The sequence below is a fragment of the Pseudalkalibacillus sp. JSM 102089 genome, assembly GCF_041366475.1.
In the GTDB taxonomy this organism is placed as follows: Bacteria; Bacillota; Bacilli; order Bacillales; family Guptibacillaceae; genus Guptibacillus; species Guptibacillus hwajinpoensis_B.
Genome location: NZ_JBEWYW010000002.1, coordinates 187,668 through 210,436, shown reverse-complemented (window position 1 = coordinate 210,436; position 22,769 = coordinate 187,668). Strand labels below are relative to the sequence as shown.

At 40.7% G+C, this 22,769-nt stretch carries 20 protein-coding genes; 9 read left to right on the top strand and 11 right to left on the bottom strand.

Annotated features, from left to right (window positions below; translation table 11 throughout):
- Window positions 1-41 precede the first annotated feature (41 nt).
- The gene (locus ABVF21_RS05710) at window positions 42-1,001 is read left to right on the top strand and encodes a 2-hydroxyacid dehydrogenase (RefSeq protein ID WP_283153488.1); all 960 of its coding nucleotides are present in this window, start codon (window positions 42-44) and stop codon (window positions 999-1,001) included.
- Between the two features lie 88 nt (window positions 1,002-1,089).
- Here the strand turns inward: ABVF21_RS05710 and ABVF21_RS05705 are convergent, their stop codons facing one another.
- Window positions 1,090-2,055 (bottom strand): polysaccharide deacetylase family protein, encoded by a 966-nt coding sequence (locus ABVF21_RS05705; protein ID WP_371017679.1) that lies wholly within the window; start codon window positions 2,053-2,055, stop codon window positions 1,090-1,092.
- 204 nt (window positions 2,056-2,259) lie between these two features.
- On the opposite strand from ABVF21_RS05705, the gene ABVF21_RS05700 reads away from it, so the two are divergent.
- Entirely contained in the window at window positions 2,260-2,901 is a 642-nt protein-coding gene (locus tag ABVF21_RS05700) for an REP-associated tyrosine transposase (protein ID WP_306558503.1), read from the top strand.
- A 72-nt stretch (window positions 2,902-2,973) separates the two neighbouring features.
- Here the strand turns inward: ABVF21_RS05700 and ABVF21_RS05695 are convergent, their stop codons facing one another.
- On the bottom strand, window positions 2,974-3,450 hold the full coding sequence (locus ABVF21_RS05695) for a hypothetical protein (RefSeq protein WP_303534981.1): 477 nt from the start codon (window positions 3,448-3,450) through the stop codon (window positions 2,974-2,976).
- Window positions 3,451-3,601: 151 nt separating this feature from the next.
- Between ABVF21_RS05695 and ABVF21_RS05690 the strand changes: the two genes are divergently transcribed.
- Window positions 3,602-4,567, top strand: a complete 966-nt coding sequence (locus ABVF21_RS05690; protein WP_303534980.1) for an ankyrin repeat domain-containing protein — start codon at window positions 3,602-3,604, stop codon at window positions 4,565-4,567.
- A 50-nt stretch (window positions 4,568-4,617) separates the two neighbouring features.
- Here ABVF21_RS05690 and ABVF21_RS05685 read toward each other — a convergent pair whose 3' ends face one another.
- From ABVF21_RS05685 to ABVF21_RS05665, 5 genes are all read right to left on the bottom strand, one after another.
- On the bottom strand, window positions 4,618-5,517 hold the full coding sequence (locus ABVF21_RS05685) for a glycerophosphodiester phosphodiesterase (protein WP_303534979.1): 900 nt from the start codon (window positions 5,515-5,517) through the stop codon (window positions 4,618-4,620).
- Window positions 5,518-5,848: 331 nt separating this feature from the next.
- Window positions 5,849-6,841 carry a LacI family DNA-binding transcriptional regulator gene (locus ABVF21_RS05680; RefSeq protein ID WP_371017678.1) on the bottom strand — a complete coding sequence of 331 codons (993 nt, stop codon included), beginning with the start codon at window positions 6,839-6,841 and terminating at the stop codon, window positions 5,849-5,851.
- Window positions 6,842-6,951: 110 nt separating this feature from the next.
- Window positions 6,952-7,782, bottom strand: coding sequence for a carbohydrate ABC transporter permease (locus tag ABVF21_RS05675; RefSeq protein ID WP_371017677.1), 831 nt, complete (start codon window positions 7,780-7,782; stop codon window positions 6,952-6,954).
- Between the two features lie 23 nt (window positions 7,783-7,805).
- Window positions 7,806-8,705: a carbohydrate ABC transporter permease gene (locus ABVF21_RS05670; protein WP_371017676.1), complete on the bottom strand. Its 900-nt coding sequence runs from the start codon at window positions 8,703-8,705 to the stop codon at window positions 7,806-7,808.
- A gap of 80 nt (window positions 8,706-8,785) precedes the next feature.
- Window positions 8,786-10,027, bottom strand: a complete 1,242-nt coding sequence (locus tag ABVF21_RS05665; protein ID WP_303534975.1) for a sugar ABC transporter substrate-binding protein — start codon at window positions 10,025-10,027, stop codon at window positions 8,786-8,788.
- 278 nt (window positions 10,028-10,305) lie between these two features.
- On the opposite strand from ABVF21_RS05665, the gene bglX reads away from it, so the two are divergent.
- Complete coding sequence (gene bglX / locus ABVF21_RS05660) at window positions 10,306-12,468, top strand: beta-glucosidase BglX (RefSeq protein WP_371017675.1); 2,163 nt, start codon at window positions 10,306-10,308, stop codon at window positions 12,466-12,468.
- A 21-nt stretch (window positions 12,469-12,489) separates the two neighbouring features.
- The gene (locus ABVF21_RS05655; protein ID WP_371017947.1) at window positions 12,490-15,795 is read left to right on the top strand and encodes a GH36-type glycosyl hydrolase domain-containing protein; all 3,306 of its coding nucleotides are present in this window, start codon (window positions 12,490-12,492) and stop codon (window positions 15,793-15,795) included.
- Between the two features lie 80 nt (window positions 15,796-15,875).
- On the opposite strand, the gene ABVF21_RS05650 is transcribed toward ABVF21_RS05655, so the two are convergent.
- The 4 genes from ABVF21_RS05650 to ABVF21_RS05635 form a co-directional block, all read right to left on the bottom strand.
- Complete coding sequence (locus ABVF21_RS05650; RefSeq protein ID WP_371017674.1) at window positions 15,876-17,231, bottom strand: glucoamylase family protein; 1,356 nt, start codon at window positions 17,229-17,231, stop codon at window positions 15,876-15,878.
- A 206-nt stretch (window positions 17,232-17,437) separates the two neighbouring features.
- Window positions 17,438-18,199: an IclR family transcriptional regulator gene (locus tag ABVF21_RS05645; RefSeq protein ID WP_194218603.1), complete on the bottom strand. Its 762-nt coding sequence runs from the start codon at window positions 18,197-18,199 to the stop codon at window positions 17,438-17,440.
- A gap of 42 nt (window positions 18,200-18,241) precedes the next feature.
- Window positions 18,242-18,901, bottom strand: coding sequence for a bifunctional 4-hydroxy-2-oxoglutarate aldolase/2-dehydro-3-deoxy-phosphogluconate aldolase (locus tag ABVF21_RS05640; RefSeq protein ID WP_371017673.1), 660 nt, complete (start codon window positions 18,899-18,901; stop codon window positions 18,242-18,244).
- Between the two features lie 13 nt (window positions 18,902-18,914).
- Window positions 18,915-19,877, bottom strand: coding sequence for a sugar kinase (locus tag ABVF21_RS05635; RefSeq protein WP_371017672.1), 963 nt, complete (start codon window positions 19,875-19,877; stop codon window positions 18,915-18,917).
- A gap of 225 nt (window positions 19,878-20,102) precedes the next feature.
- On the opposite strand from ABVF21_RS05635, the gene ABVF21_RS05630 reads away from it, so the two are divergent.
- The 4 genes from ABVF21_RS05630 to ABVF21_RS05615 all read left to right on the top strand — a co-directional run bounded on the left by ABVF21_RS05630 (window position 20,103) and on the right by ABVF21_RS05615 (window position 22,763).
- On the top strand, window positions 20,103-20,909 hold the full coding sequence (locus ABVF21_RS05630; RefSeq protein WP_303534969.1) for a histidinol-phosphatase: 807 nt from the start codon (window positions 20,103-20,105) through the stop codon (window positions 20,907-20,909).
- A 118-nt stretch (window positions 20,910-21,027) separates the two neighbouring features.
- Window positions 21,028-21,960 carry a GntR family transcriptional regulator YhfZ gene (gene yhfZ / locus ABVF21_RS05625; protein WP_371017671.1) on the top strand — a complete coding sequence of 311 codons (933 nt, stop codon included), beginning with the start codon at window positions 21,028-21,030 and terminating at the stop codon, window positions 21,958-21,960.
- A gap of 67 nt (window positions 21,961-22,027) precedes the next feature.
- Window positions 22,028-22,390, top strand: coding sequence for a PRD domain-containing protein (locus ABVF21_RS05620; RefSeq protein WP_371017670.1), 363 nt, complete (start codon window positions 22,028-22,030; stop codon window positions 22,388-22,390).
- A 13-nt stretch (window positions 22,391-22,403) separates the two neighbouring features.
- Window positions 22,404-22,763, top strand: coding sequence for a DUF2620 domain-containing protein (locus tag ABVF21_RS05615; RefSeq protein WP_194218616.1), 360 nt, complete (start codon window positions 22,404-22,406; stop codon window positions 22,761-22,763).
- Window positions 22,764-22,769: the final 6 nt, after the last annotated feature.

The window sequence follows — 22,769 nt, the reverse complement described above, 5'->3', positions numbered from 1 at the left end:
ATGTAGGATAAAGACAATTTGAGTTAAGGAGTGGAATGTAAATGAAACCCAAAGTATATATTACGCGGAAGTTGCCAGATGAAATCGTGAAGCCTATCCGTGAAACATGTGAAGTAAGGATGTGGGACCAGGAAAAAGAACCAGTGCCGCATGCTGTCTTAGAAGAAGAAATTAAGCGGGTGGACGGGCTTTTTTGTATGTTAACTGAACAAGTAGATCACTCACTTCTAAAAAAAGCTAACAACCTGAAAGTAGTAGCCAATATGGCTGTAGGTTATAACAACATTGATATAGAAGCAGCTAAAGAATGCGGGATTGTTGTGACGAATACTCCGGGGGTTCTGACGGAAACAACAGCCGACTTAACCTTTGCTTTACTAATGGCTACCGCACGCCGAATTCCTGAAGCATCCAATTATTTGCGTGAAGGAAACTGGGAAGCCTGGTCACCTATGCAGCTAACAGGGCAGGATATCCATGGGGCGACATTAGGGATTATAGGCATGGGGAGAATTGGGGAAGCTGTGGCGAAAAGAGCTAGAGGATTTGATATGAATGTGGTTTATCACAACCGTCGTCGGAATCAGGAAGCAGAAAGTAGATTAGATCTTCAGTTTAAAGAGTTTGAAGAGCTTTTAAAGGAGTCTGATTTTGTATGTGTTTTGACACCATTAACGCCTGAAACTGAGAATTTAATTGGGGTAGAGCAGCTTGAAACGATGAAGAGGAGCGCTGTTTTAATCAACACAGCAAGAGGAGGAATTGTAAATGAAGATGCTCTTTATGAAGCTCTAACGAATGGTGTTATATGGGCTGCGGGTTTAGATGTTTTTAAAGAAGAGCCAGTACCGCTTGATCATCCCTTGCTTCGTCTTTCAAACGTCGTTACCCTTCCTCATATAGGGAGTGCAAGTGTAAAAACGAGGTTGAGAATGGCAGAAGTCGCTGCTATGAACTTATTGAAAGTACTTGAAGGAGAAGAGGCGCCAAATAAGGTGTAGAGGCAATGGTGCCTGTCACCACCCGATTGGTGTCGAATGCCATATAAAAGAATAGGCACAATGGCCTGTTCTTTTATATGGCATAAAGTTAGTTGATTTCCATCACATTCTTAAAGTCTTCAATTGTATTATAAGGTCTCACGGAATTTCGGTGAATCTGTAGCATGTCATCTCCGGGCTGAACGTAGCCAGCTTGTACAGTAAAAGCAAAGTCGATTCCAGCAACATCCAATGCTTCCATCGTCTGTTCATCGTAAGCCCCATAAGGATAAGCAAGTGCGTTTGTATCACCAATTAATTCAATGCTTGTTTCTACATCTTCTTGAATTTCAGGAAGAGATTTTGAGATTAGATAAGGTGTGCCGTTATCCAAATTGTGAAAACTGTTGGTGTGGCTTGCATATTCGAAGACGTCGCTTGCTGCTTCAATTTCTTGATGACTGAGATATTGATTTGTATCAGTATTATATGGAACGGTTTTGTCTTTATTTCGATTCGTAATCAAAAATTCAACAGCGTGAAAATCATATTTCTTCAATACCGGATAAGCTTCTATGTAATTATTCTTATGACCATCGTCAAACGTAAGTAAAACACTTTTTTCAGGGACAGGTATTTTGCTAGTTATATATTTTTCGAATTCCTCAAGCGTTAACGTAAAAAAACTATTTTCATGCAAAACATTCATTTGTTGCTTAAAGTCTTCAAGTAAAACAATGGTGCTTGATAGATTACCATCATCGCCATAGTGTCTCTCTTTCAAATTTTCTTTTGAGATTATATTATGATAGGTTAACACAGTTATATGAGGAGCAGCTCCTCTTTCAGCAGCTTCTTCTAGTTTTTGAATTCTAAGTTCTTGCTCATTAATTTTTTCTTCCTCATGATCTTCTTCATGATCTTCTTCATGAGAAGCTTCAGCTGTAGAACTGCTTTCATTAGTAGATAATGTAACTTGATCTAGATCAATAGTGCCCATATCGCCCCATCCAAACCCTACTAAACTCCCGATTATAGCTAGTAATACAAAGCTAAATAAGTGGATTATTTTCATTAATATCCCTCTTTTTGCCCAATACTACCATTATTTTGGTTTAATTTGGTATTAAAATCACAAAAATATTTCAAAAACCTTGCGAGTGCCTGTCACTACCCGAATCCTGTCGATAAAATTTGATTGACGAGTAAGAGGGGGAAGATTATTCTTGGAGAAAGAGAAGGTTACTGACAAGGGAGGAAGAAAAATGAAGAAGCTACTTTGTTACAGGAATCTATTAAATCCACATGCAACAACACTAATGGTATGGTGAGAAAACCACGAGTTTGGCTACCGAATCATTTCTATCACATCGTGAGTCGAGGAAATCGTAAAGAACTTTTGTTCTACGATAACAGAGATTATCGAACGTTTTTGTCTATCCTCGATCAAGTCTTCGAAACACACCCGTTTGAGTTAGCTTCTTATTGTTTAATGAACAACCACTATCATCTTCAACTTCGCTCCAAAGAACATTCCATTTCAAAGATCATGTCACTCATTAACAAACGATACGCGACTTATTTCAATGGAAGGTATGAGTTAACCGGCCACGTTTTTGAAAAACGCTATTTTGATGAACCGTTAAATAGCTCATCAAACATGCTTGAAGTTAGCCGTTATATTCATTTGAATCCCGTAAAAGCAAACCTTGTCTCAGACCCAGAAGATTATCCCTGGTCGAGCTATCACTACTACCGTTTGCGTAATAAACCTAATAAACCGTACATTTATTTACTTCCGTTAATTGAAGGCTATCATGGGACTATCCATCAAAAGAAAAAGCAGTACTGTAAGTTCGTGATGGCACGAAGAGATGTTATTGTGCAATCCCTTTTGTCACAGAAGGAAGGTTTAAGTTAATTTCAAAATAAAAAAGATGCCGACTTTATCCGGCACCTCCCCTTAATTAAACGTTTGTTTAATCTTCTATTTCTACTTGTAATCCCACAAGACCTTGTATTCTCCCTCTTCTTTTATTACAAACACTTCCTGAACGAGATCAAAATTTCCAAACTGATCGTGAAACTGAAGCGTGACTTTCATTGTGTAAACTTTTTTCATGATCACTCCATTTACTCCAGAACGCCAATTTTTCTTTGTTTTTACTTTGCCAATATCGAACGTAAACGAGGTAGCGCCAATATCTTGTGTAATTAGCTGAGAGCGTAATTGACTGTACTGTTCATCTGAAAACCGATTCTGCATTTCTGGATGAAAAAGGTTCCAGGCTTTTTTGAAATCACCACTTTGTTCATATAAATAAAATTCCTTAACAGTTGCTACAGCTTGTGATTTAGGCTGTTGCCAGATCCAAATAGCAATGCTGCCACCGAGAAGCAGTAAGACGATTAAGCTAAAAATAACCTTTCCTGAACCTCCGCGCTTCCTCCTCGTTTTAAAATATGACAACGTCTCGTCCTCCCTGAAGCTTGACTATTAAAGTGTATGACAGGCGGAAGTTGTCCCATTCGAAGACATATTTCACTAAATTTTAATCTTTCCTCAGAGAGTTTCACGATATAATGGTTTAGGAATTGACTTATAAAGTTGGAGGGAAACAATGAAGCGAAAGTTACTTTGGATGATCATGCCTATGTTGATCGTGGTAGCGGCATGTTCTGAATTAAATCGAGATAAAACGACGTCTGAATCACATAAAGAAGCTAGTGCAGAAAACCAAGGAACAGACACCGACATTCTTACGGAAGAAGACCAATTGTGGGAACTCCTTTATCAGAATCGTTCAGATGAAACGACATTAAAGGAGATGGAGGATCTTTTTCATGAGGGCGTTTCACCGGATACAGTAAACAATGATGGCGTATCACCAATCACTTATGCGGTCATGGAAGGAGATAGCAAGCTTGTTGAGTTCCTACTTCTGAGCGGGGTAGAGGTACATGATCATGAAGAATCGGATCACGATGGGGATGCTGAAGTAAATCATGAGAAAAATGAGAACCTTCTAGAAGTAGCGGTCGAACAAGGAAATAACGAAATTGTTGACTTGCTATTAAAAATGGGTGCTCATTTTGAAATCGGAAATGAGGAAATGTTAGTCAAAGCTGTAAAGGAAGAAAATACCGAGCTCATCAAAATTTTATTACACAATGGTTATAATCCGAACCTAGAAATAGAAGTGGAAGGCGAGCATGATACTTTATTAACTTATTCCATCGTTCAAGGAAATGAAGAAACAATTGCATTACTCCTTGATTCTGGAGCAAATCCAAACTTTACGGTAGAAAAAAACGATGGAAGTGCGCTAGTTACGGCAGTTACCAAAGAAAAGTCTACTGAACTTGTTTCTTTACTATTAGGTAGAGGTGGGGATGCGAATGCTCGTTATGAAGGAGATCCATTGCTATTTGAAGCAATCAAACAAGACAATCCTTCACTTGTTGAAGCTTTCCTCGTAGCGGGAGCCCTTCCTTCTTCTATTGAGGAAAGTGAAGAGGCATTTGCGTTAGCGGAAGAGAGCGATCATACTGCGATTGCAGAACTCCTTCAGCAATATGGTTGGTAAACGTCAAAAAGGTCTTCGTTGGTAGTTACCAACGAGGACCTTTTTTGTGCTTATTTACCATGAAGTACATCACTCAAAAGATCGGGGTAGTTCGTAAACATCCCCGTTACGCCCCAGTCTAATAAGCGCGTCATTTGTTCTTTCTCATTCACTGTATAAGGATGAATGAGTAAACCAGCGCTTCTTACTTTTTGTACGTACGTTTCGTCAATTTTTGAAGCAGACATTCCGACGCCGACTGCATACTCAGTTAGTTCTTGAAGTTCTCCCTCAGAAATTGTTGCTGGCTCTTTATATGAGATGAGCTGAATAAGCGGTAAGTTAGGATCGAGTTTATGCATTTTCAATAGACTTTCCTGACTAAAAGATTGAATAAGTACTTTACTAGATCGTTCATTAACACCTGTTAAATTGTACTTGTTAAGAATGCGAAGGAGCTCTTCTTCCATACCAGGATATACCTCGGGAGATTTCGTCTCAATATAATAGCGAGCATCCTTCCCGAATGTTTGGAGTACTTGTTCAAGAGTAGGCACTTGAAGCCCTTTGTAAGCAGGATTGGCTTTCTCAGGATATTTTTCATTAAACCAGCTACCTGCATCTAACTCTTTTAGCTGCTCAAGTGTATAGTCTTTTACAAGGCCTGTCCCGTTTGTGGTCCGATCAACTAATTCATCATGCATGGCAATGAGTTTCCCGTCCTTCGTCATCTGGAGGTCGATTTCAATGTAGTCGCCTTTCATTTCATCCCCAAGTTTATAGGATACAAGCGTGTGTTCAGGAGCATGTCCAGAAGCACCTCTGTGAGCTACGTTTAATAGTTCGTTAGAGTTCATACCTGGAGACTTGTCCTTTTCAACTGCTGAAACAGTTCCAGTCGGGAGCATACTTGCAAATAAGAAAATGCTCACTGATAATGCTGCAATTTTAATTATCCGCTTCATCTTCATCACTATCATCCTTTCAAAATCGATTCAACTGATAGTATATTCAATGAATGTAAATGGTGATTTACATACGGCGGATTTTTAAATAGAAAAGGGCGAATTCAATTGTTTTGTTAGAAGCGTTGAAGTGGAGGTGAGGAGGAATGGGGAGGGGAAAATGAGGGGAAGGTCTCTTGAAAGAGGCTAGCAAACACGTAACGTGGTACAAAAGTGAGGGTGAAACAGGATTCGTGGTATCAGGACTTTTAGCATGAGAATATTAATAATTTCGACATAAACCGCGGGTGACAGGCACCATAAAAACCACCGCAGGCACGCCCGCGGTGGTTTGATTTTAATCCTTCCTAGCAACAGACTTTCTTTCAACTAGTTCTGTAGGAAGTTTATAATAGCGATCGACTTTTTCGAGTGAAAGCTGCTGGAAGATAAGGTGAACGGCAAGAGCGCCGGCCTCATATTTGGGTTGTTTAATTGTTGTTAGCGGTGGAGAGACATATTCCGATAGCTGGATGTCATCAAAGCCAATGATGGAAACATCATCTGGGACAGAGATTTTCTTTTCGTTAAATGCCTGAATACCTCCGATCGCCATTTCATCATTTCCGTAGAAAACAGCTGTGGGCAGATTGCCTTGAGCAATTAGCATTTTTGTTGCACGATAGCCACCTTCTCTAGTGAAGTCACCTGAGATTTTCCATCTCGTTTGAAAACGAAGCTCGTGTTCCTTTAATGCTTGTTCGTATCCTTTGAAGCGCATTTGATTGTCATGAGAATTATATGGGCCGCTAATATAAGCGATATCCCTGTGACCATTCTGAATTAACTGTTCCGTTGCGAGATAACCACCTTGAATGTTATCGACCTCTACTTGAATAACATGATCATTGTTTAATGTTCGGTCAAGTACGACCAGAGGAAAGCCTTCACGAGCTGCTTCACTGATGATTTCATCAGTTATGTTGTGAGCTAAAATAATTGCCCCATCAACGCGCTTTTCCGTTAGAAATTTTACCGCAGTGGATTGAGCGCCACCTATTGAGCTACAGGCGATCAAGTCAAAACCATTTGTCATAGTTACTTCTTGAACGCCCTTAATCAGCTCAGAGTAATAAGGTCCTGAAAGATCCTTTAGAATCAATGCAATCGTATTTGTTTTTGTTCGCTTTAGGTCAGATGCAAAGCCGTTTTTTTGATAGTTTAGTTCTCTGGCGGCGTCTTGTACTTTCTTCACCGTTGCAGGACTAACTTTTTTTATGTTATTTAAGGCGTAGGAGGCCGTTGAGACGGCTACACCTGCGCGTTTTGCTACGTCCTTTATCGTTGCCATCTTTTCACATCCTCTATCTAGACAACTTTATAATATGTTTACTTTAAGTGTACAACTAATTGTTAGCAATTGTCAGGTGAATCATTTGCCCTTCTTCTTCTAGCTCACTTTTATTTAAGACCTGACATTGTAAATCCTTCCACAATGTATTTCTGAAAGAAAGAGAAGATGATGACGATCGGAACGACCATAATAGCAGCTCCTGCCATTTGGAGGGCGTAGTTATTTGCATATTGTCCTTTCAGTAGTGACAGCCCAACAGAAAGTGTATATAGTCTTTCATCATTTGCGATAATCAACGGCCATAAGAAGCTGTTCCAAGCGCCGATGAATGTTAAGATTCCCTGCACAGCAAAGATTGGTTTTGCGATAGGAATAATAAGTTTAAAGAAAATATAGAACTCACCAGCGCCATCAAGGCGGGCCGCTTCAATTAAATCCGTTGGAATCGTCGTCATGAATTGCCTGAAGAGAAAAATACTAAAGGCGACGGCGAGGCCGGGGAGAATGATTCCGGTCATTGTGTTCGTTAGCCCCATTTCATTTAATAGAAGGTAAACAGGGATCATCGTCACTTGGGCTGGGATCATCATTGTAGCAAGAACGATATAAAAGATCTTTTCTTTTCCTTTAAAATTAAATTTCGCAAATCCATATCCGGCCATTGCGTTTAATAGAAGACCAAGGAAAGAGAAGAGTACGATAATCAGCGTATTTTTCAAATAAAGCCCAAAGTTTAAGCTTTGAAAAAGGTTTATATAGTTGTCTAACGTTGGATTACTTGGAATAAGCTGTGGCGGTATGTTTAAGACGTCACTTTCTTGCTTGAACGAGCTTGAAAGCATCCAAAGAAAAGGGATGGAGACAACCACGCCTCCTACGATGAGGAGTAGCGTCACCAAAGGCTTTTCGATTTTTTGTAAAAAGGATCTTGATTCCATTCTTTTCACTCCGATCCTGTCTATTAATATTCTGTATCCGATTTTCGTACCTTAAATTGAACAAGCGTGACAATGATAATGAAAATAAAAAGGACAAATGAGCCAGCTGCTGCATAGCCAAATTCGCTGAACTGGAAGCCGTTTTTGTAAATAAAGAGCGCCATTGATATGGTTCCATCTAGCGGGCCACCATCGGTCATGACGAACGGCTCTTCGAAAAATTGCATCCAACCAATCAATGTTGTTACGGTCACAAAGAATGTGGCGTATCGCAGTAAAGGAATGGTGACATTGAATAACACCTGAATCCGATTGGCGCCGTCAATTTGTGCCGCTTCATAATAAGATTTTGGTATGCCTTGAAGAGCGGCAAGAAAGATGATCATGTTAATCCCGATTCCTTTCCAGACGGCAAGAATAATAAGTGATAGTTTTGCAATCGTAGGTTCTGTTAACCATGGAATCGAATCGACAGAGAGCAATGAAAGGATATAGTTAAAGAGCCCGTACTCGGTATTGTAGAGGTAGCCCCATACGACTGCGATCGCAATAATATTAGTAATGGATGGCATGTAATAGACTGCCCGAAAGAACGTAAACAGTTTTGATGTTCCGTAGTTTAATAGAAGGGCGATACCGAGAGAGAAGAAAATGACGAGTGGTACCCCAATTAACACATAGAAAATCGTGTTAAAAACAGATTTATGAAACAGATCGTCTGAGAAAAGATCTATATAGTTTTCGAATCCAATAAAGCTAATATTTGACCAGTCAGCAAGCCCTTTAAGGTTCAGATCCGTGAAGCTGATAAAAAATGCGATGAGAATCGGAACAATACTGAAGAGAATTAATATGAGAACTGCAGGGGCGATGAACATTAGTCCATGTCTTGCTTGAAAGGCATTTCTTAGTATACTGCGCATGTTATCCCACCTATCTGAAGAGCGCTTTTCTTTCGATAAAACGGAGTTCAGACGATATTCGCCTGTAACTCCGTCATTGATTAGTCTTCTAGCATTTCATTTGCTTTTTTGCTAAATTCATCAAGCTCTTTATCTACATCTGCGCCGCCAACATTAATTCGTTCAATTGAGGCTAGTAGTTCCTGAGCCATTGCTTCAAATTCCTTCATTTGTGGAGCTCCTTCTGTATTCTCAAGCTGCTCACCTAGCGTGGCGTACATTTCATTATCGCTTAAAGCAGGGTCTTCCCAAGCTTCCACTCGAGATGGAAGAGTGTTCGATACATCAAGCCATTCCAATTGTGTATCCACATCGTTCATATAGGAAAGATATTTTAGCGCTTCGTCCACATTTTCAGAGTTATGGAAGATAGAGAAGTTCGATCCTCCGATACTCGATGTCTTTGTTTCCTTCTCAGGCATAACGGCTACATCCCACTTGCCTTCAAGATCTGGAGCCTGGTCGTTCAGAATGTTAATCATCCATGGACCGCTGAAAAACATTGGTTTCTTGTCGTCTTTGAAAGCCTGGACAATATCAACGCCTTCAGCTGTTTGACTGAGTCCTTCTTTAAAGTAGCTGTTATAGTACTTCATTGCTTCGCGGAATTCTGTACTGTCGAAGTTTAGATCTTTGTTCTCAACGTCCATCTCGTATCCATTTTGCCATGCAAAAATAAATGGGGTGATTTGATCGTTCATATCAATATCAAGTCCATAGTAATCGTCTCCACGATCGGAAAGCTTTGTTGCTGCGTCTTTCAGTTCATCCCACGTTGCAGGAGGTTCTTCAAAACCAGCTTCCTTCAATAAATCTGTACGATAATAGAGGACGCGTGTTTCAACGTACCAAGGAACGCCAATGACTTGATCATCGAATGTCATGGAATCAGCAGCACCCTCGAAATAATTCTCTGGCTTAAATTCAGGGTAGTCTTCAAGATAAGGAGAAAGATCAAGTAAAGCACCGGCATCTGCGAATTCAGGTACCCAGGTTGTTCCTAATTGAACAATGTCTGGTCCTTTTTGGGAAGCGACAGCCGTTAGCAGCTTATCATGGGCGTTTTCCCAGGGGATGGCCTGAACCTTTACTTTTATGTCAGGATTTTCTTCCTCGAATTTATCACTGAGCTCACTAAGTTTTTTTCCTTCTTCACCCATTGCCCATACTGTAATTTCCTTTTTGCCATCACTTGAACTACTGTCATCGTTTGAACAAGCTCCAAGAACCATTGAAATTGTAAGTAAGAACGTAGCCAATAGTGCTGCGGTTTTCTTCTTCATGCAATCCATCTCCTTTTTCACTCTATTTTCCATGCCTACTAACTTGCGACTGACGAACAAACCTTATTGAAACGTTTCGATATTTCGATTATAATCAAATGTGTATCCGCTTTCAACACTTTTGTTAAAATTATTTGAAAATGGTGGTTAGAAGCTTTTCTAATATGGTTTCATGAAGAATTTTAATAAATTAACTCTTTGACTAATTATTTTAGACATGCTTATAATTCAACTAAGATAAAATTGAAACGTTTCGATAAAAGGTGAGGAGGAAAGAAATGAAACCTAATGAATTGAAGAACTTACTTAGTCAAATGACGATACATGAAAAAACAGCTCAGTTGATGCAGCTCGCAACGCCTTTCTTTAAAGGGGCGAAAGAAGCTGGGGAGATAACGGGTCCATTAGAACAGCTAAACCTTAATGAAGAGCAGGTTCCTCATAGTGGTTCTGTTCTCGGAGCATCCGGAGCGGAAAATATCCGCAATATCCAGAAGACTTATCTTGAAGAAAGTAGATTAGGGATTCCTCTTCTTTTTATGTCTGATATCGTTCATGGCTATAAAACGATTTTCCCGGTTCCACTTGCCATTGGATGCTCATGGGATCTGAACCTTGCAGAAGAAAGCGCAAAAGTGGCAGCGCGGGAAGCGGGCGTTTCGGGCATTCACGTAACCTTTGCTCCGATGGTTGATCTTGTTCGAGACCCAAGGTGGGGACGAGTAATGGAGTCGACTGGAGAAGATCCGCATTTAAATAGTGAATATGCACGGGCTTTTGTGAGAGGTTTTCAGGGAGAAGATTTGAGAAACGATGCTGAACGAGTTGCCGCTTGTGTGAAGCATTTCGCTGCATATGGTGCCGTTGAAGGCGGTCGTGATTATAACTATGTTGATTTATCAGAACGAGAGCTTCGCGAAAATTATTTACCTGCGTACAAAGCTGCCCTTGATGAGGGTTGTGAAATGGTGATGACGGCATTTAATACGGTCGATGGCATCCCGGCAAGTGGGAATAAGCGGTTAATGCGCGATTTATTACGTAAAGAATGGGGTTTTGATGGTGTCGTGATCTCTGACTGGGGGGCCGTGAAGGAGCTCATTCCTCATGGTGTTGCGGAAGATGAGCGTGAAGCTGCATTAAAATCGATTGCTGCAGGAGTGGATATTGAGATGATGACCTCAACTTATGTTCACCACCTACCACAGCTTGTCGAAGAAGGTGCTATAGATGAAGAGATCATTGATGAAGCTGTACTTCGAATTCTAGGTCTGAAGGAGAAGCTCGGATTGTTTGAAAATCCATTCAGAGGGGCTGATGTTGAACGGGAAAGAGAAGTTGTTTTATGCGAAGAACATCGGCATGTGGCAAGAAAGCTTGCTCAGAAATCAAGCGTGCTGTTAAAAAATGATTCTGTGCTTCCTCTAAAGAAAGAGCAGAAAATAGCGCTTATCGGACCATTTGGAGAGAGTAATGACATTCTTGGCCCGTGGTCTTGGTTAGGATCAGGAGATGAAGCCGTTCTTTTAAAGGAAGGATTATTATCAAAAATAGACTCTTCTCTTTTGCATGTTGCTAAAGGCTGCGATATCGAAAATGGCTCAAAAGAAGCGTTAAAAGAAGCGATTGAGGTTGCGAAGGATGCAGATGTGATTGTTCTCGCTCTTGGAGAGCATTCAGATATGAGTGGTGAAGCAGGTTGTCGAAGCGACATTCGTCTTCCAAATGTTCAGCTTGAGCTCATTGCAGAAATGAAGAAGGTGAATAAACCTATTGTTGCTGTGCTCTTTAATGGACGGCCGCTTGATCTTCACGGCGTGGTTGAGGAAGCTGATGCGTTACTTGAGGCGTGGTATCCAGGAACGGAAGGAGGGGCAGCAGTTGCTGATCTTCTCTACGGGGATGCGAATCCATCTGGACGGTTAGCGATGTCGTTTCCCCATTCAGTTGGACAGGTACCTGTTTACTACAATCACTTTAACACGGGTCGTCCGAAAGATGCGCCGGATGCGCAGGTTCGCTATGTGTCGCAATATCTTGATATTCCGAATGAACCGGTATTTCCGTTTGGTTTTGGATTAAGCTATACAGACTTTACTTACCGTAATGCGACACTATCCGATTCTATTATGAGTGAAGATGATTTAGTCGTTCACGTGACTGTTGAAAATGTTGGGCTATATGAAGGTGAGGAAATCGTTCAGCTATATGTAAGAGATATCGCTGGAGAGGTTGTACGACCAATGAAAGAGCTGAAGGATTTTAAGAAAATTACGTTACAACCCGGTGAGACAAAGGAAGTTGTCTTTACAATAACAGAGGCGCAACTTCGTTATCATCATAGTGATTTATCTTTTGAAAGTGATCCAGGAAACTATATTGCTTTCGTTGGTTCTAACAGTCATGACGTTCAAGAATTGCCATTTAAATTAGTGAAGTAAAGGAGTGAGGCTCGAGTGATTATGATCGATCGTGGGAAAGCGTGTTTACGAGCTGGAGACATGGAAGCCGTTTTTCTAAAAAGTGGAGATCTTTATGAATTAACGACAGGAAATATTATGATCAATCAAGTGCTATCGAATGCTATTGATGGTGCATTAAATAATTTATATTTACGAGTGTTTACGAATGAAGGGATTAGCGCATACCCTTTAATCGGAACTAAATCCAATAGTACTTTTCAATTTGGAACGTCTGAGGCAATTTGGAGAGGGAAAGTTGCGGATGTGCACTATACCGTTGCTTTTCATCTTACGGAGCAGAATATTTGGTTCTGGAACGTCACGCTTGAAGGAAATGATGTTGAAGTAGACGTTGTATACGGACAGGATCTTGGACTTGCTGAAAAAGGCGGTGTTCGAACAAATGAAGCATACACGTCTCAGTATATGGATCATACCGTTTTTGAAGAGGAAGGTTACATCGTTTGTACACGTCAAAATCAACCACAGCAGGGGAGGTTTCCTTACCTTCAACAAGGTTCTCTCGGGAATACAAAAGGCTATTCTACAGATGGTTTTCAGTTCTTCGGGTTATCTTATAAGGAAACAAATGAACCAGAAAGGTTGAAGGAAGAGTCGCTAGCAAATGAAATCTATCAATATGAATTCGCCTATACAGCTCTTCAAACAGATCGCGTGAAGTTAAATGGAGAAAAAGAATTCACTTTTTATGGACTATTTCAAAATGATCATCCTCATTCGACTTCAAAGCCTGTTAGTCGAGATAACATTATCGCTTCTTGGGATTCGATTAAATTGGACCCACACCTAGAAAAAGCACAAGAACGAGTGCAGCATCATGTCGGACAGCCTATTCAATCTCTTGATATGACAGAGGAAGATATCAACGAGCTATTCCCTAATCGTCAACAAGAAGAGCGTGAGAATGGGGCGCTACTATCTTTTTTCACCGATACGTATGAGCACGTCGTATTAAAGCAAAAAGAACTTCTAGTCGAACGGCCACATGGGCATATTTTGATGTCTGGGGAAAATGATCGATTGAATCGGAATGTTATTTCGACAACTTCCTATATGTATGGTGTCTTCAATTCCCAAATTTCTTTAGGAAATACATCGTTTCATAAGATGATGAGCAATCAGCGTAATCCCCTTAATGTTCTAAAAACGTCGGGCCAGAGATTGTATGTGGAATACGAAGGAACCTATCGACTTTTAACAATGCCTTCATTATTTGAAATGGGATTTAATTACGCGCGCTGGTATTACAAATTTGAGAACGACACTATTATCATCACAAATTTTACAACCGTTGATTCTAAGCAAGTGCAGTTAGATGTGAGTTCGAAAAGTGGTAAAGAATATCGCTATTTGGTTACGAATCAAATCTCAATGGCTAACCATGAATATGAAGAAGTCTATGATGTGGAGCAGAAAGGTCGTGTTTTAACGTTCCGACCACATAGTTCCGAAAGTACAAAGGTCAATCCTAACCTCACTTATCAGTTGTCCGTCTCCGGTACTGATATGGAAGTGGGAGATGAGCGTCTACTCGTTCATCCTATTGAAGAAGGGGATGCTTCGCTTGTTGTGCTTCAAATTCAATCTACACAACAGTTCTCATTACATATACAGGGGACACGTGATGGAGAGTATGCTCCTTCTGAACGAGATGCAAGTGCTGAAATTAAACTCTACCGGGACTATATAGGAAAGGTTATGAATCAGTTTCATCTCAGTCATAAAGAAAAGAATGCCGAGTTAGACAGAATGAACGCACTTGCTTGGTGGTACACGCACAATATGCTTGTACATTATTCTGTTCCGAGAGGTCTTGAGCAATCGATTGGGGCAGCTTGGGGAACACGAGATGTTTGCCAGGGGCCAACTGAATATTTCATGGCGACGCAGAATTATGACTCTGTGAAAGAAATCATTCAAACAGTATACGCTCATCAATATGAAGATGAAGGTAACTGGCCACAGTGGTTTATGTTTGATGAGTATGGGGCTGTTCAGCAGGAGGAAAGTCATGGGGATGTTGTGATTTGGCCGCTAAAAGTCGTCGCTGACTACCTTGCTGTAACAGGTGATCATACGATTTTAGATATGGAGTTGTCATATACGCTGCGAGAAGATTTTACATTTAGCGAAAAGAAACATTCATTAAAGGATCATATTAAAAAACAGATTGAGTATGTGAAACGACATTTTCTCAACGATACCTTCCTTTCTTCTTATGGTGATGGGGATTGGGATGATACCCTTCAGCCTGCGAACGCTCAATTAAAAAAATACATGGTGAGTAGTTGGACGGTTGCGCTGACTTACCAGGCTGTGCGTAAGTTTGCGGATGCACTAGTAGAACCTGAATGGAAAAAGGATCTTCAGGAGCTTGCACTTGGAATTGAACGCGACTATCAGAAATTTCTCCTCGATACAGGAGTTCTTCCAGGGTTTTTATATATGGAAGATCAAAAGCGTCCTGAAAAGATGCTTCATCCAGAGGATAAGAAGACAGGTATCCATTATCGTTTATTACCGATGATTCGAGGCATGATCAGTGAGCTTTTATCTGCAGAAGAAGCGGTAGATCATTACCAAATTATTAAAGAAAAGCTCGCATGCCCAGACGGTGTTCGATTAATGGATAAGCCTGCGAATTATAAAGGTGGAGTGAGTACTCATTTCAAAAGAGCGGAGCAAGCAGCGAACTTTGGAAGAGAAATTGGACTTCAATATGTTCATGCACATATTCGTTTTATTGAGGCAATGGCGAAACTCGGCCAAAGGGAAGAAGTTTGGAAGGGGCTACAAGTTATTAATCCGGTTGGTATTACGGATGTGGTATCAAACGCAGAGAAACGACAAAGTAATGCCTACTTCAGTAGTTCAGATGGGAAGTTCAATACGCGTTACGAGGCGCAGAATCGGTTTGATGATCTTAAAAGCGGATCAGTTCCGGTGAAAGGCGGTTGGCGGATTTATTCAAGTGGACCAGGAATTTATATGAATCAGCTTGTAACAAATGCACTTGGCATCCGCCAGGAGGATGGAACCATGGTGCTTGACCCTATTCTTCCTACTAGATTAGATGGCCTTCAATTGCACTACAAGTTCTGGGGAATGGACGTTACTTTTCAGTATCACCTAACAAATGAAGAAAGAAAAGTTCATATTAACGGTCAGCGAGTTGAAACAGCTCTTAGCTCTAATCGTTATCGTGAGGGCGGAATGGTTGTTCGAAAGGCAGTTGCAGAAAAGTATTTGAATAGCGGCATGAACACCATTGAAATTTGGTTATGATGTAACCTTTGAGGTAATTGTGGAATAAAATAATGAAACCGGGATATCGATACGTTTCGATATCCCGGTTTATTTTTACCTTATTTAATTGAGAAATTCTCTTTTATTAATAAATCTTCTGGTTTTTCGCCAATGTCATCTTTATGGAAGTATTCCTTAATAATGCCATCTTCCAAGTAGTTTGCGATCGCAACCATAGACATTCCTTGATCAAGCGCGAGGTACGCTTCTGTTACTTCTCCAGTTAGGACATTAACTGAATCATAAAAGCCGTATTTCCCGTAAGTACCAAAGTCTTTAAGTGTTTTTAAGTTTTTGTACACTTCTTTAGGTGCGTATTCTAATGCAAGGAAAGACGCGTGTGGTGTTACAATTGCTCCTTCTGCACTATAACCGTCCATACCAAGAGGAGTTGCGCCAAATTCGGAATAGTCTTCAGGAGTTGCGGCAGGAGATAATCCCCATGCAGGATAGCCAAGCTCTTCTTTGGCATATTCGATTTGGATATCAACATGCTCTTGATTATTTAACCCAAGTGCGTTTTGACCAAGTTCCTTTTCTTTCAAGACAAGACCCGGCATTAAGGCTTCAAACATACTACCTCCCCAGCTTGGTACATACTTTTGGTCATTGTATGTATAGTGACCTTCAAATACATCAATGCCATCATATGTTTTGGTATAGCCTTCTGGTACTTGAGATTGCCAATCCCAGCTTGCAGGCATTGTCCGGTACATTTTCCACCAATGTTCTACAGGAACGTCTCCTTTACCAATCGAGATATAGCTCGCAAGGCGTGGTTCTGTATAAAACGCTCCGTAGTGATGCTCTGTAACACTTTCAGTTGCTACATCGTACCCTCCGCGCATTTGGCCAACCTCTGAATCGTAGAGCTTAGAATAGTCCATCGCTTCCACTAATTCACTTGTTTGATCATTTAACTCAGGATAAGCTTGTCCGGCTACGATTAAACCTGCGGATAGCCAGCCGTTATCAACGGTTGAGATGAACTCACCCCAGTCGGTCATAAGTGAACCATCCTTAGTGAAGTACCAGTTATAATATAAACCATTCCACGTCTCGAGTTCTTCTAATGTTTGAAGTGTAGTTTGAATCCTGTGGACTGCTTCATCTCTTGAAATTATCCCAATTTTTTGAGCAGATACTGTACTCATGAAATACATGCCGATGTTTGTTGGTGATGTAAAGTCTTGTACTGTCTTTTCACCATTCTTCATTCGAACGGCATCATACGTTAATCCAGTCTTTTCATCCGTGAAATCTTCAAAGTACCGATACGTCTTCTTTGAAATCGCTTTCAATTGTTTGGAAAAGGCATGCTTCTTTCCTTTGGTAGAACTTTCAGCATTAGCGACTGGCAAGGATCCGGTTAAAACAATGGCTGCTACAAGAAAAAACAAAAGAAATTTTCTCATGAATCCACTTCCTTTCAAAATTAGTGAAACGTTTCGATTTTAGTATACATAAGGAACGGAGGATAGTAAACGGATTGAATGAAAAATATCAGAATTTACTAAAAACAGACCGATGGACATGGGAGAAAGGTTGGATAGTAAGGGGAGAGGGGGATTCGACATAAACCGCGAGTGACAGGCACCATCATAAGCCGATAGGACAACTCCTATCGGCTTCCTTTATACCCGAGTCTTCTCGATATTTCTTTCCCGGCTTGCTTCAGAATGGGTAAATATTCAGCTAAACGCTCTTCTGACATTTGAGGAACGGTGCCTGTAATGCTGATCGCGTACGTTGCACTTCCGAGATGGTCAAAGATCGGAACAGCGATGCAGCGAATGCCTTCTTCGTGTTCTTCGTCGTCAATAGCGAAGCCATTTTGACGAACTTTTTCTAATTCGTTTTGAAATTCTGTAGCGTCCGTGATGGTCCGATCTGTTAGCTTAAATAACTCTTTAGTTGAAAGGAAATCGTTTAGTTGCTTATCACTCGAATATGCTAAGATCGCTTTCCCTACACCTGTGCAATGAAGCGGAGCTTTTCGCCCAGTACGAGAGTATATCCGAATCGTGGACTGTGTCTCCACTTTATCAAGATAAATGACTTGATGATCTTCTTCGATCATAACAAGGTGAGCGATTTTTGAAGTTCGTTCACTTAATTCTTCAAGAACATTCCGCGCGACTTCTAAAATATTTAACTCATCGACAACCACATGGTACATCTCAATGAATTTCAACCCAAGTCGATAAGATGTTTGATCAGCTGAGCGCTGGATATATTGGTGTGACTCAAGGGTAGAAACAAGTCGATGAATCGTGCTTTTTGCCACATCAAGCTTGTTAGCGAGCTCTGTAATGCCCATTCCTTCTGGTTTTTCTTTCAATAGTTCTAAAATTTGAAGTGATCGATCGACAGACTGAATCATAACATCTTCCTTTCCTAGACCGATCACGACAATCAGAACGATTTAATTCGAATTGACAAGGGCATGTCGGCCTTTTTGTACTTCATCACAATATTGTTTTGCGAGGGATTGTAGTTCGCTGTATCGCTTTTCTGCGATTAAATCTTTTCGTAATAGGGAGCCACCAACACCTACGGCAGCTGCCCCAGCTCGTATATATTCTTCTGTATTTGAAAGACTTACTCCGCCGGTTGGCATCATGTGCACGTGAGCGAGAGGGCCTTTCACATCCTTAATGAAAGTTGGTCCAAGTACGCTTGCAGGGAAAATTTTCACAAGATCTGCCCCAGCTTGTTGGGCTTGCAGTATTTCTGTCGGCGTGAATACACCTGGTATCACAATTTTACCATATCGATTAGCGGTCAAAATGGTTTCTGTATTCATTGTTGGAGAGAAAATGAATTCGGCACCAGCGTGAATCGCCATGTTTGCTGATTGCGCATCAAGAACCGTACCTGCCCCAACAACTGCCTGACCTTTAAATGCAAGATTTGCTTCGCGAATCACATCAAGTGCCCCATCCGAATCAAGTGTGATTTCAATTCCACTAATACCACCATCTACAATCGCTTCAATCACTTGCATCACTTTATCTCGGTCAATTTTTCGAACGACGGCTACAACACCACCGTCAATCATTTTTGTTAAGATCGCCTGTTTCATTCTCCCACTCCTTTTATCTTAATACATCCTGTTTCGTTGCATTTAAAGATTCAATTTCTTGAATCGTTGGAAGCCCTTCAATATCGCCAAATACAGAAACAACGATGGAACCAATTAATGAGCCAAGATCAACAGATTCTTGAAATGGTTTCCCCTTCAGAAGGCCAGAGAGAACCCCTGCAGCAAAACCATCTCCTGCTCCAATGGGATCATTCACTCTAGAGACAGGATAGCTTTTCACAAATCCATTCTCACCATTTGCTGTGGCAAAGGTGGTCCCAATTGCTCCGTTTTTTATCGCGATTTTCTGAACGCCAGAGGCTAGAAAAAATGAAATGATTTCATCAGGATCACTTGTACCTACCAATTGTTCAGCTTCGTCTAGTCCTGGAAGAAGAATATCCGCTTGTCTTGCGAGGTCTAGCAATTTCTCTTTTCCATTTGGAATATTCTTTAGCAGTTTCATTCGAATATTAGGATCAAATGAAACCGTAATCTGATGCTTTTTAGCAAAGTGAAAAACCTCATTCACTAGCTCATAACAAGATTCACTCAACAGAGGAGTAATGCCAGTTAAGTGAACGATTCTCGCCCTTTTTATGTAGTCCCAGTTGATGTCTGCTGTAGTCATAGTGCTTGCAGCGGAACCACTGCGGTAATAGTAAACTTGATTGCGATCTGTTCGCTTTTCTTTAACATATAAGCCCGTTTGTTCTTCAGGGTCCATAAGGACATTCGTTGTATCGACCCCTTCGCCACGAATGGCATTTAACGTAAAATGACCTAATTCTTCATCGCCCAGCTTACTGATCCAGCCAACAGAGTGACCAAGCTTTGAAAGACCGATCGCTACGTTTGATTCAGCCCCGCCGATTCGCTTGTTAAACTGATTCGTATATCGAAGAGGGCCGGTAGAAGCGGCATCAAAAAGAATCATGGTTTCACCGAGTGTGACGACATCCAATTGTGATTGCATAAACTGCCTCCTTCTTGTTCCTTAATAAGGAACGTCGTTCTTCATTATGATTTAACTTTACTTAATTATGAAAACGATGTCAATTTAATTATGTGAGAATTTTCAAAAATATAGATCGTGAGTATGAATTTTCTGTAAATACATTGCGTGAAAGTCAACTCTTATAAGACAAATATGGTAGGATAACGATATTACGACTTACATGTATTGGGAAGGAGCGGTACGATGAAATTTGATTACCATACGCACCATGAACGATGTGGTCATGCAGAAGCAGGAATTGAAGATTACATAAAAGCAGCAATCCAAAATGATTTGCAGATGATCGGAATTTCTGATCATTCACCGTTTTTTGCAAGTGAGAAGGATCGAGCGTTGCCTCGCATTGCTATGGCTAAGAGTGAGTTCGCTTCTTATGTAGAAGAAGTGCTCTCGCTTAAGGAAAAGTACCGTGGCAAGATTGACGTTTTGCTTGGTGTTGAATCTGACTTTTTTAGAGAGCATTACCCGTTATATAAAAGCATTTATGATCAGTACCCGTTTGACTACATAATTGGCTCTGTTCATTTTAGTAATGGAACTAACATCTTTGATAAAAGTCGTTGGGAAAATTTAATTGAAGAAGACATTCGCAAAGAAAAAGAGCATTATTACAAGCTAATCGTAGAATCAGCTGAAAGCGGCGTCTTCGATATTCTAGCCCATATTGATGCCATGAAGGGATTTTATCCAGACTTCGCAAACGTCCAAACACCTGAAGTCGAAAAAGCATTGAAGCGACTTGGAGAGCTTGAGTCAACGATTGAAATCAACACATCTGGTAAGCATAAAGACTGCGGCGGTTGGTATCCAGCGAATGACATGCTCGAAATGGCTTGCCATTATGGTGTGGGAGTTACTTTCGGATCTGACGCTCATTGGCCTTCACGCGTTGGAGAAGAATTTGAAGAAGTTCGAACAAAGCTGAAGGAGATTGGATTTAAGAATTGGACGGTGTTTCGAGAGAGGAAGAAGGAGTTTGTTGGGATGTAAGGAGAGAGAGAGTATCTCTCTCTTTTCGTCTTTTTTTCAGAATATTCATTGATCAACTTGTAGTTTTGAGTTATTCTATATAGTGAAAATACGAAAAATTGTATATTGAGGTGAGGATATGGAAGGCAAATGGGAGAAATTATACAGCAAGAATGGACTGGCAGCTAGGAGAATTGCAGCTAATCTAATAGCGATCGAGCCAGGAAGCCGTATTCCTCGCGTAAGTGATTTTGTTACAGAAACATCACTTGGAAGGGGGACAATTCAGGGAGCCTTACGTCTACTCGAAGAAATAGGAGCTATTGTTCTTGAAGCAAGAGGACACCTTGGTACGTTTCTTGTTAGAACGGATCGAGAACTGCTTTGGGATATTGCAGGACTTGGTTCTGTTATGGGGGCAATGCCTTTACCATATTCGCGAAAATATGAAGGCCTTGCTACTGGTTTAGTTCAGGTGCTTGAAATGATGAAAATACCTTTTAATTTGGCTTTCATGAGAGGCTCATCGAATAGAATAGAGGCATTGAAAGCTGGAAGATATGATTTTGTGATTGTTTCAAGGCTTGCAGCTGAGCTTGCTGTTCGGAATGACGCTCGTATCGAAATGGCAAAAACATTTGGAAATAACTCATATGTTTCCGGACATGAAATCTTTTTTTCAGACTCTAAAACAGAGCGTATTCAAAACGGCATGCGGGTAGGTATTGATTATTCTTCAGCTGATCAGCATCTTCTAACGGAGTATGAAGTAGAAGGTATTGATGTTCAGCTAATTGAAGTGAACTACATGCAGATGATGGAGATGCTTAAGAACAATGAAATTGATGCAGCAGTTTGGAATAAGGATGAGATTATTCATTCTGAAGGAATGGGCAAAGGATCGTTTCGTTCGATAAAAGCTCAGGAACTAAGTCGGAAGGTGAATGAGGCAACTATGCTCTTAAATAGGGAGAGGATAGAACTTAGAGATGCACTACTCGACCTGTCAGTATTTAACGTCAAAGAGCTACAAGTTCGAGTAGAAAAGGGGGGAATTTATCCTCGATATTAGGCGGGATTCCATTTTGAATCCCTATGATTTTAATATACTAAATCCTGTATATTGGAGGGTGATTTTTATGACAACGATTAAGGAACGACTAGATATTCTGAAAGCTGGCGATGTGATTAGTGAGGAAGCATCAACTATCGCTGAGGAAGCGGTGCAAAGATTAAGTGCCCATACGCAAAGGACGCTTCCTCAAAATAAAGTAGAAATGCTCGTTACTCATCTTGCATCAGCCTTAACGCGTATGTCCCGCGGTGAATCAGTCGATGGCCCACCGGAAGAGCTTTTTTCAGAAATAGAGAAATCTGAGCAAATTGATCTAGCGAATAGAGAGATTAATTGGCTTAAATCCAATTGGGGTGATGAAATTCCAAAATCTGAGATCGCTTTTTTAAAAATGCACTATGTATCTATTTTTAAAGAAATGAAATAGGAGGAGATTTTTTATGAAAATTGTTATTGGTGGACAGGTAGATAAAAAGGAAGTCGAAGCCCTAGTGAAGGAACATGGACCAAATGGAGTGGAAACTTCCATTAAATCAGATGTAGAAGCGGCAATGGCAGTGAAAACAGGTCAGGCAGAATACTATGTTGGAGCGTGTCACACTGGTGGTGGAGGTGCGTTAGCGATGGCGATTGCTATTATTGGAAAACCAAGCTGTGAAACTGTTTCAATGCCAGGAAGAAAACCGAGTGAAGAGAAAATTCAACAGGCTGTTAAGGAAGGAAAGAAAGCATTCGGTTTTACTGCTGATCATATGGAAACGGTCGTTCCAATGATTATGAGAGCAATTAAAGCACTTTAATTTAGA